At 70.5% G+C, this 11611-nt stretch carries 10 protein-coding genes; 6 read left to right on the forward strand and 4 right to left on the reverse strand.

Annotated features, from left to right (window positions below; translation table 11 throughout):
- Nucleotides 1-7 precede the first annotated feature (7 nt).
- The 4 genes from M5C98_RS07860 to M5C98_RS07875 all read right to left on the reverse strand — a co-directional run bounded on the left by M5C98_RS07860 (nucleotide 8) and on the right by M5C98_RS07875 (nucleotide 4058).
- The gene (locus M5C98_RS07860) at nucleotides 8-502 is read right to left on the reverse strand and encodes an Lrp/AsnC family transcriptional regulator (protein ID WP_272553201.1); all 495 of its coding nucleotides are present in this window, start codon (nucleotides 500-502) and stop codon (nucleotides 8-10) included.
- Nucleotides 503-590: 88 nt separating this feature from the next.
- On the reverse strand, nucleotides 591-1994 hold the full coding sequence (locus M5C98_RS07865; protein WP_272552034.1) for an aspartate aminotransferase family protein: 1404 nt from the start codon (nucleotides 1992-1994) through the stop codon (nucleotides 591-593).
- A gap of 190 nt (nucleotides 1995-2184) precedes the next feature.
- Nucleotides 2185-3120, reverse strand: coding sequence for a 2-hydroxyacid dehydrogenase (locus tag M5C98_RS07870; RefSeq protein WP_272552035.1), 936 nt, complete (start codon nucleotides 3118-3120; stop codon nucleotides 2185-2187).
- 38 nt (nucleotides 3121-3158) lie between these two features.
- Entirely contained in the window at nucleotides 3159-4058 is a 900-nt protein-coding gene (locus M5C98_RS07875; protein ID WP_272552036.1) for a GNAT family N-acetyltransferase, read from the reverse strand.
- A gap of 234 nt (nucleotides 4059-4292) precedes the next feature.
- Here M5C98_RS07875 and M5C98_RS07880 point away from each other — a divergent pair, with 234 nt between their 5' ends.
- The 6 genes from M5C98_RS07880 to M5C98_RS07905 all read left to right on the forward strand — a co-directional run bounded on the left by M5C98_RS07880 (nucleotide 4293) and on the right by M5C98_RS07905 (nucleotide 11610).
- Nucleotides 4293-5786: an aldehyde dehydrogenase family protein gene (locus tag M5C98_RS07880; protein ID WP_272552037.1), complete on the forward strand. Its 1494-nt coding sequence runs from the start codon at nucleotides 4293-4295 to the stop codon at nucleotides 5784-5786.
- 215 nt (nucleotides 5787-6001) lie between these two features.
- A complete protein-coding gene (locus tag M5C98_RS07885; RefSeq protein ID WP_272552038.1) occupies nucleotides 6002-6667 on the forward strand; it encodes a haloacid dehalogenase type II in 666 nt (221 codons plus the stop codon).
- Between the two features lie 38 nt (nucleotides 6668-6705).
- Nucleotides 6706-7995 carry an NAD(P)/FAD-dependent oxidoreductase gene (locus tag M5C98_RS07890; RefSeq protein WP_272552039.1) on the forward strand — a complete coding sequence of 430 codons (1290 nt, stop codon included), beginning with the start codon at nucleotides 6706-6708 and terminating at the stop codon, nucleotides 7993-7995.
- 93 nt (nucleotides 7996-8088) lie between these two features.
- Complete coding sequence (locus M5C98_RS07895) at nucleotides 8089-9708, forward strand: ABC transporter substrate-binding protein (protein WP_272552040.1); 1620 nt, start codon at nucleotides 8089-8091, stop codon at nucleotides 9706-9708.
- A gap of 37 nt (nucleotides 9709-9745) precedes the next feature.
- Nucleotides 9746-10702, forward strand: coding sequence for an ABC transporter permease (locus M5C98_RS07900; protein ID WP_272552041.1), 957 nt, complete (start codon nucleotides 9746-9748; stop codon nucleotides 10700-10702).
- 20 nt (nucleotides 10703-10722) lie between these two features.
- Nucleotides 10723-11610 carry an ABC transporter permease gene (locus tag M5C98_RS07905; RefSeq protein WP_272552043.1) on the forward strand — a complete coding sequence of 296 codons (888 nt, stop codon included), beginning with the start codon at nucleotides 10723-10725 and terminating at the stop codon, nucleotides 11608-11610.
- The last annotated feature ends 1 nt before the right edge of the window (nucleotide 11611 follow it).

Consider the following 11611-nt stretch of genomic DNA (forward strand, 5'->3'; position numbering starts at 1 on the left):
GAGGGGGTCAGCGCTGGTGGGGAAAAAGCCGTTCGATGGGACAGTGCGTCTTGATGAACGGCGTCTTGATGACGATGTAGCTGAAGTACTTGGAGATGCCGAGGTTGCGTTCGAGCAGGTCCTCGATCACCTCCTGGTAATGGTTCACGCCGCGCGTCAGAAAGCGCAGCAGGTAGTCGTAGCCGCCGCTCACCAAGTGGCATTCGAGCACCTCGTCCACCTCGCGGATCGCGGCCTCGAAGCGCGTGAAGTCCTCGCGGCGGTGGTCGGTGAGCGTGACTTCGGTGAACACGGTGAGCGTGTCGCCCAGCTTTTCCAGGCGCAGGTGCGCGCCGTAGCCGGCGATGTAGCCCGCCTGCTCCAGGCGCTTGACGCGGATCAGGCAGGGGCTGGGCGACAGGCCCACCGCGTCCGCCAGGTCCACATTGGTCATGCGCCCGTTCTTCTGCAGCTGCGCGAGGATGCGCAGGTCCAGGCGGTCGATCTTGAAGGCTTCGTTCATCATGGCGGCATCGGGGCGTGAAGGAGGCTTCGATTCTGCGGCGGCGCGGGGTTGCCGTGTTGGCGTTGCTCGGGCGTGGCCGCTGGTTTCAGCCCTTGAGCGCGGCGCGCACGTCGGGCGCGTCCAGCACGTCGTCCAGCGTCTTTCGCAGGCGCTTGAACATTTCGGCGAACTCGTCCTCGGTGTAGGTGAGCGCGGGCGCAAAGCCCAGGATGTTGTCGCCGAAGGCGCGGAACACGATGCCGTTGCGGTACGCCGTGGCCGCGATGCGCTCGGACAGGCCCAGCGCCGGATCGAACCCGCGCCGGGTCGCCTTGTCGCTCACCAGCTCCAGCGCGCCCAGCAGGCCGCGGTGGCGCGAATCGCCCACCAGCGGGTGCGCCAGCAAGGCATCCAGTCCGGCCGCGAAAGGCGCGGCGCCGCGCTGGCCGTTGGCGAGAATGCCGCCTTCCTCGTACAGCCGCAGCACCTCCAGCGCCACCGCCGCGCTCACTGGGTGGGCCGAGTAGGTGGCGCCGTGGCCGATGGGCGCGCCCTCGGGTGCGCCGTCGGCGATGCCGGCGTAGAGGGCGTCCGAGATCATGGTGGCCCCCATGGGCACGTAGCCGGCCGTCAGGCCCTTGGCCAGCGTGAGGATGTCGGGCGACACGCCTTCGGCTTCGCAGGCGAACAGGGGGCCGGTGCGGCCGAAGCCGGTGATGACCTCGTCCACCACCAGCAGGATGCCCAGCTCGCGCGTGGCCTCCCGCATGGCCTTGAGCCAGCCCTGAGGCGGCACGATCACCCCGCCCGATCCCTGGATGGGCTCGCAGAAGAAGGCCGCCACGTTGTCCGCGCCCAGCTCGGCCACCTTGGCCCGCAGCGCCGCCACCGAGGCCGCGATGATGGCCGGGCCGTCCGATGGGTCCGCGGCGCGGTAGGGGTTGGGCGAGGGAATGTAGTGCTGCGTCGGCAGCGGCAGGTCGAACCCGCGGTGGAAGGCGGGCAGGGCGGTGAGCCCGGCGCCAGTGGACGACGAGCCGTGGTAGCCGCGCTCCAGCGCGATGAAGTGCTTCTTGGACGGCTTGCCGATGGCATTGTGGTACTGCACGATGAAGCGCACGGCGGCATCCACCGCCTCGGAGCCGCCCAGCGTGAAGTACACGTGGTTCAGCGACTTCGGCGCGAGCTGCACCAGCTTTTCGGCCAGAAGAATGGCCGGCTCGCTGCTGAAGTGGAAGTAGCCCGTGGCGTAGGGCAGGCGGCGCATCTGCTCGGCGGCTGCCTGCACCACGCTCTCCTGGCCGTAGCCCACGTTCACGCACCACAGGCCGGCGAAGGCGTCCAGCAGCTCGTTGCCCTTGGCATCGGTGAGCCACGCCCCCCGGCCCGAGGACAGCACGGTCGGGCCGCGGCGCTCGTGCGCTCGCCAGGGCGAGACGGGGTGGATCAAATGCGCCCGGTCGATGGCATCGAGCGAGGCGAGCTGGGGCAGGTCGGTGAGTTGGGTCATGGCAGGGTCCGGTCGCGGGCCAGGGGTTCGGTGGCGGTGGTGAGGCGTCTGTCGATGGCCCCAAGGTTAGGCCAGGGGCCGCTGCGCGTGGTGCTGCTTTGGCGGGGTTTCGCGCAGCACGCTGCGGTTGTTGGCGCGGTGGCAGCAGATCGTGCCGTGCCTCTTGGGCGCTGGCGGCCGGCCGCCTGCGTCAGTAGCCGCGCGAGCGGTCCACCAGCCCCACCATGGGCTCGCCCGCGTCGAACCGGCGCAGGTTGTCGATCACCACGTTGGCGGCGCTCAGGGGCTGGGTCATGCTCGCGATGTGCGGGGTGAGCTGCACGCGCGGGTGCCGCCAGAAGGCGTGCGACGGCGGCAGGGGCTCGGGGTCGGTCACGTCGAGCACCGCCTCGCCGATCTGCCCCACGGCCAGCGCGGCCAGCAGGTCGGTGTCGATCAATTGCGGCCCGCGCCCCACGTGCACCAGCGCGGCACCGGCCGGCAATTGCGCGAACAGGTCCTTGTTCAAGAAGCCCCGCGTGGCATCGGTCAGCGGCAGCAAACACACCAGGATGTCGGTGCGGGCCAGGAAGGCCGGCAGTTCGTTCTGGTCCGCGTAGCAGTGCATGCCGGCGATCTGGTGGCGCGAGCGGCTCCAGCCCGCGCAGTCGAAGCCCAGGCCCCGCAATGGGGCCAGCACCGCCTGCCCCAGCGAGCCCAGGCCCAGCACGCCCACCCGGCGTTCGCTGGCCGGGCGCACCGGCAGTACGCGCCATTCGCCTTGCTGCTGCTGGCGGCGGTACTGGGGCATGTCGCGGTGCAGGCCCAGCACGGCGTGCGTCACGTACTCCACCATGCCCTGCACGATGCCCGGCTCCACCATGCGCACGACAGGCAACTGGGGCGGCAGCGCGGCGAAGTCGAACTGGTCCACCCCCGCGCCCGATGAAAACAGCACCTGCAATTGCGGAAAGCGCGTGGCCAGGTCCTGCGGCGGCTCCCAGGCCGCGAGAAAGCGCACCAGGGCCGGGTCGCCGATGTCGGGCCAGATGCGAAAGTCGATCTCGGGCGCGCGTTCGCGGAACACGCCGGCCCACTGGCGCCCGCGCACGGGGTCGGATTTGTAGAGGAAGGTGGTCGGTGTCACGGCAAGGCTCGGCAGGGTGGATCGTCAAAGGGGCGGGCTCAGCCCAGCGCCTGGGTGGCCAGGGCGAACAGCCGCGGTGTGCCGTGCGGGGCGTCCGATGCGGTGGGCAGGGTGCCGCCGCGCACCATGGTGGTGGGCGCGTCCACGCGCAGCAGGCCGATGCTCTCCAGCCACTCGGCCAGGCCGCTGTCGAAATCGATGTCGATGCGCGTGAAGTGGCCGGCGTTCATGCCCGCCAGGTGGGCGATCAGCGCCTTGGCGCTTTCCGCATCCGGTGCCACCACGGGGCCGATGGCATGCCCGCGGCCGAAGCGCCGCAGCAGCGCGAAGCCGCGCTGCTCGCCATCGTGGTCCAGCACCACGCAGGCATCGCTGCGCGCCAGCAGGTCGTCGATGAGCGCATCGCGCGGCATGCCGCGCGCCTGGGCGTCGAGCCGGTGCAACGCGGCCGCCTCGTTCAGGCCGGAGGGGCGCAGGCGCCAGCTTGGCGGCAGGGCGATCAGCGGCGTGGGCCGGGCCACGCCCTGGTGCTGGCGCACCTCGCCCGTGCGCACGAAGCCCAGGCGCTCGTACAGGCCGCGCCCTTCGGCGGTGGCATGCAGCAGCACCGTGTGGCCGTCCAGGCCGTCGAGCAGCGTGGTCATCAGGCGGTGGCCGATGCGGCGGCCCTGGCAGGCCGGGGTGACGAGCACCAGCCCGATGGTGGCGTGCCGATCGCCCCACTTCCAGCGCTGGGCGGTGGCGATGGTCTGCCCGTCGCGCTCGGCCACGAGGCCCTCGGAATGCGCGAACACCTGCTCCCAGTCGGCCAGCCGGTGCGGCCAGCGCAGTTCGGCCGACAGCGCCTGCGCCTGCGGCAGGTCGTCGGGCGTCATGGGGCGCAGCAGCACGCCGTCCTCGGCGGTGGCGGGGGTGGCGGGCAGGGCGGTGGAGAGCATGGGCGGCGTCCTCGTTGCGAAGGGATTGGGCGTCTATCTTGGACGACATCGGCAGGCCGCACCACCCCGAATTCGGGTTTGCCCGCAACTTGCAAGCTTCGTCTGCGGGGCGCGTGCGTTTTGCAATTCGCTGCGGTGCCGCGGGGCGTTACGGGCACAAATGCTGGGGCTTCCTGCCTAGCATCGAAGCACCTTTTTCCAACGGTGCGCAGGCCCTTGCGCGCCCCTTGTTCCATGCTGCTTTTCGATCCCCGGTCCATCGCCGTTCCCGCCGGCCACTTCATTGGCGGGCGCCTCGTGCCCGATGCCGGCCGCATCGCCGTGCTGCGCCCCTCCGACGGCCAATGGCATGCCGACCTGCCGCTGGCCGATGCCGCCACCGTGGACGCCGCGGTGCAGGATGCGTGGCAGGCCTGGCGCACCACCGACTGGGCGCGGCGCGCCCCGCGGGAGCGCGCCCGCGTGCTGCGCCGCTGGGCCGACATGATCGAGGCCGACGGCCTGCAGCTGGCGCCGCTGGAGGCCGTGTGCTCCACGCGGCCGGTGCGCGATGCCGCGGCGTGGGATGTGCCCTTCACGGCCGAAGGGCTGCGCTTTTTTGCCGAGTACGCCGACAAGCTCGGCGGCGAGGTGGCCGCCACGCGGCACGACCACCTGGGCATGGTGGTGGCCGAGCCCTACGGCGTGGTGGGTGCCATCACGCCGTGGAATTTCCCGCTGGTGATGATGTCGTGGAAGGTGGGCGCTGCATTGGCCGCAGGCAACGCGGTGGTGCTCAAGCCGTCCGAGATGACGCCGTTTTCCGCCGTGCGGCTGGCCCAGCTGGCGGTGGAGGCGGGCGTGCCGCCCGGGCTCTTCAACGTGGTGCAGGGCGATGGCCGCACCACCGGCGATGCGCTCACGCGGCACCCCCGGATCGCCAAGATGACCTTCACCGGATCGACGCGCACGGGCGCCGCCATCATGGCCACCTGTGCGCTGCAGGGCCCCAAGCCCGTCACGCTGGAGCTGGGCGGCAAGAGCCCGCAGCTCGTCTTCGACGACGCGCCCGACATCGACCGGCTGGCCGGCCTCATCGCCGGCGCCATCACCGGCAACGCGGGCCAGGTGTGCGTGGCGGGGTCGCGGCTCATCGTGCAGCGCGGCATCGCGGCGGAACTGGTGGAGCGCATCGGCGCACGGTTCGCCGCGCTGCGGCCCGGCGCCACCTGGGACGACACCGCCACGCTGCCGCCCATCATCTCGGCGCCGCAGGCCGCGCGCATCCTGGACATCGTGGAGCGCGCGCGCGACGCGGGCGCGCAGCTGCGCTGCGGCGGGGGGCTGTTCGACGACGTGGCCGGCGGCGTGGCGGGTGGCGCGTATTTCCAGCCGACGCTGCTCGAAGGCGTGGCGGCCGACAGCCCCGCCGTGCAGGAAGAGATCTTCGGCCCCGTGCTCACGGTGCAGACCTTCGACACCGAGGAAGAGGGGCTGGCCCTGGCCGGGCACGCGCACTACGGCCTGGCGGCCGGCGTGCACACCGCCGACATCGGCCGCGCGCTGCGCGCCATGCGCGGCATCAGCGCGGGCACGGTCTGGATCAACCGCTACGGACGCAGCGCGGACTTCGTCATTCCCACCGGCGGCTACCACCAGTCCGGCATCGGCAAGGACCTGGGCCGCCAGGCGGTGGAGGCGAACCTGCGCTTCAAAAGCGTGCTCATCGACTTTGCTGCGGCGCACTAACGGTGCACGGTTGCACGCCGGCGGTGCAGACCGCACGGCATGCCGCAAGGCCCCTGGCAAACCGCAGCTTTCGCGTGCCGCACCCCTGTATTTCCCTATGACACCCGCGAAACCGCGTGCTTCAATCACTTCGTAATGACACTGTCGCAAACGCCAAATAAGGCGCTGCGAACCGCCCCGGTCGGTGACCGGCCCAACCCGAGGATTCCGAGACCATGACCTTCCGTCCCAAGTACGTGACCTTCGACTGCTACGGCACGCTCACCCGCTTTCGCATGGGCGAGATGACGCGTGAACTCTTCGCCGACCGCATTCCGGCCGAGCGCATGGAGCAGTTCATCGCTGACTTCAGCGCCTACCGCTTCGACGAAGTGCTGGGCGACTGGAAGCCCTACGAAGCGGTGCTCAAGAATGCCGTGCGCCGCCTGTGCAAGCAGTGGAAGATCCAGTACCTGGACGCCGACGGCCAGAAGTTCTACGACGCCGTGCCCACCTGGGACCCGCATGCCGACGTGCCCGCGGGCCTGGCCAAGGTCGCCAAGGAGATCCCGCTGGTGATCCTGTCCAACGCCTCCGACGACCAGATCCAGAAGAACGTCGCCATGCTCGGCGCGCCGTTCCACCGCGTGTACACCGCGCAGCAGGCCCAGGCCTACAAGCCGCGCCTGAAGGCGTTCGAATACATGCTCGACTCGCTGGGCTGCGGCCCGCAGGACGTGCTGCACGTGTCCTCCAGCCTGCGCTACGACCTGATGTCGGCCGACGACATCGGCATCAAGAACAAGGTGTTCGTGAACCGAGGCCACGGCCCGGGCAACCCGGCCTACCACTATGTGGAGATCGAAGACATCGGCGGACTGCCGGGTGTCGTCGGCCTCTGAGCGGCTTTTTCTTCCACCCAGCCCGCACGCCCCCTGCCATGAAGCTCGAGTCCTACTGGAACGATTCGGTCCCGCCGCTGGCGCTGGCACCGCACGATCTGCCGCGGCAGGTCGATGTCGCCATCGTCGGCGCGGGCTTCACCGGGCTGTCGGCCGCCCTGGCCCTGGCCCGGCGCGGCGCGAGCGTGGCGGTGCTGGAGGCGGGCGCCACCGTGGCGCCCGAGGCATCGGGCCGCAACGGCGGCCACGTCAACAACGGCCTGGCGGTGGACTACGCCGAGGTGGCCGCCAAGGTCGGCGTGCCCCAGGCGCGCGACTGGTACCACGCCTACGACGCCGCGGTGGACACCGTCGCCCGCATCGTGCGTGACGAGGCCATCGACTGCGATTTCCTGCGCCACGGCAAGCTCAAGCTCGCCACCCGGCCCCACCACCTGGAGGCGCTGCGGCGCAGTGCCGAGCGGCTCATCGCCGACGGGGTCGATACCGACGTGGAGATCCTCGACGCTGCCCGGGTGCGCGCCGAAGTGCAGAGCGACCGCTTCGAAGGCGGGCTGCTGTACCGGCGCAGCGCGCAGATGCACATGGGGCGGTTCGCCCAGGGGCTGGCCCTGGCCGCCCAGCGCCAGGGCGCGCAGATCCACACCGGCACCTGCGTGGACCGCATCGAGCGCGTGCAGGGCCAGGTGCACCGGCTGCACACCGCGCGCGGCGCGGTGCAGGCCAGCCAGGTGCTGCTGGCCACCGGCGCCTCGCGCCATGGCGGCTACGGCACGTTCGGCTGGCTGCGCCGGCGCATCGTGCCCATCGGCAGCTTCATCGTGGTGACCGAGCCGCTGGGCGCGGCGCGCGCGCAGGCCCTGCTGGCCGAGCGGCGCACCTACGTCACCATCGCCAACATCCACCACTACTTCCGCCTCACGGCCGACCACCGGCTGGTGTTCGGCGGCCGGGCGCGCTTTGCCATTTCCAGCCCGCAGCAGGACGCCGCCAGCGGCGAGATCCTGCGCGCCGGCCTGGCGCAGACCTTCCCGCAACTGGGCCGCGTGCGCATCGACCACTGCTGGGGCGGTCTGGTGGACATGACGCAGGACCGCCTGCCGCACGCCGGCGAGCGCGATGGCCTGTTCTATTCCATGGGCTACAGCGGCCACGGCACGCAGATGTCGGTGCACATGGGCGAGCGCATGGCCGCCGTGATGGCCGGCGACGGGCAGGCCAATCCCTGGCGGGGCCGCGACTGGCCCGCCGTGCCCGGCCACTTCGGCCCGCCGTGGTTCCTGCCGGCGGTGGGGCTGTACTACCGCCTGAAGGACCGGCTGGCCTGACGCCCTTGCGGGCGCCTGCCACCTTCCCTTGATTCGCACCATTCCAAGATCCCCGTTCACCCCCTCACTGCCACCCGTCACAGGAGCATCACCATGAGCGACAGCCGCACCCCGTTCGACACCCTCGTCGGTCCCCAAGAAAGCCTTCGCGTGATGGACTCGCTGCGGCGGGGCGCCACGCGCCGCGACGTGCTCGCCATGCTGATGGCGGGCGGCATGCAGGCCACGCTGGCCGGCGGCCTGGCGGGCATGGCGGTCACCGCGCATGCGCAGACGCCCCGCCGCGGCGGCCGCATCCGCGTGGCCGGCGCCACGGCCGCGGCCACCGACACGCTGGACCCGGCCAAGCAGTCCAACCAGACCGACTACTCGCGCGGCACCATGCTCTACAACGGCCTGTTCGTGCTGGACGGCTCGCTCACGCCGCAGCCCGCGCTGGCCGAATCGTCCGCCACGCAGGACGCCAAGACCTGGGTGTTCACCCTGCGCAAGGGCGTCACCTTCCATGACGGCAAGGCCCTGTCGCCGGCCGACGTGGTGTTCTCCATCCTGCGCCACAAGGACCCGGCCACGGCCTCCAAGGCCAAGGTGCTGGCCGACCAGATCGAAACCGTCAAGGCCTCGGGCCCGAACGAGGTGACCATCGAGCTGAGCGCGCCCAACGCCGACCTGCCGGTCATCCTGGGCACCTTCCACTTCCACATCGTCAAGGAAGGCACCACCGACTTCAACGCCGGCATCGGCACCGGCCCCTACAAGCTCAAGGAGTTCAAGCCCGGCGTGCGGTCGCTGATGGTGCGCAACGACGCCTACTGGAAGCCCGGCAAGCCCTACCTGGATGAGATCGAATTCGTGGGCATCGGCGACGAGAGCGCCCGCGTGAACGCGCTGCTGTCCGGCGGCATGGACCTGGTGGCCTCGGTCAACCCGCGCGCCGTGGCACGGGTCAAGGGCACGCCCGGCTATGCCATCTTCACCACGCAGTCGGGCCAGTACTCCGACCTCATCCTGCGCAAGGACATGGGCCCGGGCGCCAACCCCGACTTCATCCTGGCGATGAAGTACCTGTTCGACCGCGAGCAGATGAAAAAGAGCATCGCACTCGACTACGCCGTCATCGCCAACGACCAGCCCATCGACCCCACCAACCGCTTCTACTTCAAGGACCTGCCGCAGCGCGCGTTCGATCTTGACAAGGCCAAGTTCCACCTGCAGAAGTCGGGCGTGACGGGCAAGGTGCCGGTGGTCACCTCGCCGGCCGCCATGTACTCGACCGAAACCGCGCTGCTGCTGCAGCAGTCGGTCCAGCGCATCGGCCTGGACCTGGACATCAAGCGCATGCCGGCCGACGGCTACTGGTCCAACCACTGGCTCAACAGCCCGGTGGGCTTCGGCAACGTGAACCCGCGCCCCAGCGCCGACACCATCCTGACCCAGTTCTTCAAGTCCGACGCGGCCTGGAACGAGTCGCGCTGGAAGAGCCCGCAGTTCGACCAGCTGCTGCTGGCCTCGCGCGCCGAGACCGATCTGGCCAAGCGCCGCCAGATGTACGCCGACATGCAGACCATGATCCACCAGGACGCGGGCATCGGCATTCCGCTGTTCCTGGCCAGCATCGACGGACATTCCACCAAGCTCAAGGGCTTGTCCCCGATTCCGCTGGGCGGCCTGATGGGCTACTCTTTCGCCGAGCACGTCTGGCTCGAAGCCTGACGCCCCGCACGCCCCGAGCACTGGAAGCCGCCGCGCCATGAACCGTGTGATTCTCAAGCTCCTGGTCCAGCGGATCCTGCTGGCGCTGCTGTCCCTGCTGGCGGTCTCGGTGATCGTTTTCTCGATCACCGCCGTGCTGCCGGGCGATGCCGCGCAGGAGCAGCTGGGCCAGGACGCCACGGTCGAGGCCCTCGCCGCGCTGCGCGCCCAGATGGGGCTGGACGTGCCGGCCCCGCTGCGCTACCTGCGCTGGCTGGGCGGCATCGTGCGCGGCGACCTGGGCCAGTCGGTCACCACGCAGATGCCGGTGGGCGAGCTGGTGGCCAGCCGACTGCCCAATTCGCTGCTGCTGGCGGCCGTGACCGCGCTGTTCTCGGTGCCCATCGCGCTCACCCTGGGCATCGCCTCGGCCGTGTGGCGCGGCTCGTGGTTCGACCGCCTGGCCTCGTCGGCGGCGGTGGCCGTGGTGTCCGTGCCCGAGTTCCTGGTGGCCACGCTGGCGGTGCTGGTGTTCGCCGTCAAGCTCAAATGGCTGCCCGCGCTGTCCTATGCGAGCGACATCGAATCGGTGGGGCAGATGCTGCGGGCCTTCGCCATGCCCGTGCTCAGCCTGTGCTGCGTGATCGTCGCGCAAATGATGCGCATGAGCCGCGCCGCCGTCATCGACCAGCTGGAGGCGCCCTACATCGAGATGGTGCGCCTGAAGGGCGCCTCGCCCCTGCGCATGGTCATGGCCCACGCGCTGCCCAACGCCATCGGGCCGATCGCCAACGCCGTGGCGCTGTCGCTGTCGTACCTGCTGGGCGGCGTGATCATCATCGAGACCATCTTCAATTACCCCGGCATCGCCAAGCTCATGGTCGATGGCGTGACCCAGCGCGACATGCCGCTGGTGCAGACCTGCGCCATGATCTTCTGCGCGGGCTACCTGATCCTGGTGACGGCGGCCGACGTGTGCGGCATCCTCGCCAACCCGCGCCTGCGCCACCGCTGACCACACCGAAGGGCCGCCCCATGGATTCCCTGACCCACCCTTCCAGCCCGCCCGGCGCCCCCGCCACGCCGCGCCACCCGGTGCGCCGCTGGCTCTCGGGATTCGGCGTCTCCGGCCTGATCGGCCTGGCGGTGCTGCTGTGCTGGATGCTGGCCGCCCTGGCCGGCCCCGTGCTGCTGCCGGGCCCGCTGCAGGCGGGCGGCGGCTCCGACGTGTTCGCGCCCATCAGCGCCCAACACTGGCTGGGCACCGATTACCTGGGCCGCGACATGCTGGCGCGCGTGATCGACGGCGCGCGCTACACCGTGGGCGTGGCCCTGCTGGCCACCCTGCTGGCCAGCGGCACGGGCACGGCCCTGGCGCTGTTCGCCGCCGCCATGGGCGGCAAGGTGGACACCGTGCTGAGCCGCGCACTGGACACCATCACTGCCATTCCCAGCAAGATGTTCGCGCTGATCCTGGTGGCTGGCTTCGGTTCGTCCGTGGCCATGCTGGTGGCCACGGCGGCGGTCATCTACATCCCGGGCGCCTACCGCATCGCGCGGTCGCTGGCCGTCAACATCAATGCGCTCGACTACGTCACCGTGGCGCGCACGCGCGGCGAGGGCACGCTCTACATCATGCTGCGCGAGATCCTGCCCAACATCGTCGGCCCCATGCTGGCCGACCTGGGGCTGCGCTTCGTGTACGTCGTGCTGCTGCTGGCCGGCCTGAGCTTCCTGGGCCTGGGCATCCAGCCGCCCGCGGCCGACTGGGGGTCGCTCGTGCGCGAGAACATCGGCGCGCTGCCCGACGCCGGCGCCTCGGTCATCGCGCCGGCGCTGGCCATCGCCAGCCTGACCATCGCGGTCAATCTCGTCATCGACAACCTGCCGGGCCGCGCGGCCCGCGAACGCGGAGGGCGTTGAA

This window comes from Acidovorax sp. NCPPB 3576 (assembly GCF_028473605.1).
Lineage (GTDB): Bacteria > Pseudomonadota > Gammaproteobacteria > Burkholderiales > Burkholderiaceae_C > Paracidovorax.

Bases quoted from the DNA above. Each gene is read 5' to 3' on its own strand.
- M5C98_RS07860 (WP_272553201.1), bottom strand. From the start codon at position 502: ATGAACGAAGCCTTCAAGATCGACCGCCTGGACCTGCGCATCCTCGCG.
- M5C98_RS07865 (WP_272552034.1), bottom strand. From the start codon at position 1,994: ATGACCCAACTCACCGACCTGCCCCAGCTCGCCTCGCTCGATGCCATC.
- M5C98_RS07875 (WP_272552036.1), bottom strand. From the start codon at position 4,058: ATGCTCTCCACCGCCCTGCCCGCCACCCCCGCCACCGCCGAGGACGGC.
- M5C98_RS07880 (WP_272552037.1), top strand. From the start codon at position 4,293: ATGCTGCTTTTCGATCCCCGGTCCATCGCCGTTCCCGCCGGCCACTTC.
- M5C98_RS07885 (WP_272552038.1), top strand. From the start codon at position 6,002: ATGACCTTCCGTCCCAAGTACGTGACCTTCGACTGCTACGGCACGCTC.
- M5C98_RS07890 (WP_272552039.1), top strand. From the start codon at position 6,706: ATGAAGCTCGAGTCCTACTGGAACGATTCGGTCCCGCCGCTGGCGCTG.
- M5C98_RS07895 (WP_272552040.1), top strand. From the start codon at position 8,089: ATGAGCGACAGCCGCACCCCGTTCGACACCCTCGTCGGTCCCCAAGAA.
- M5C98_RS07900 (WP_272552041.1), top strand. From the start codon at position 9,746: ATGAACCGTGTGATTCTCAAGCTCCTGGTCCAGCGGATCCTGCTGGCG.
- M5C98_RS07905 (WP_272552043.1), top strand. From the start codon at position 10,723: ATGGATTCCCTGACCCACCCTTCCAGCCCGCCCGGCGCCCCCGCCACG.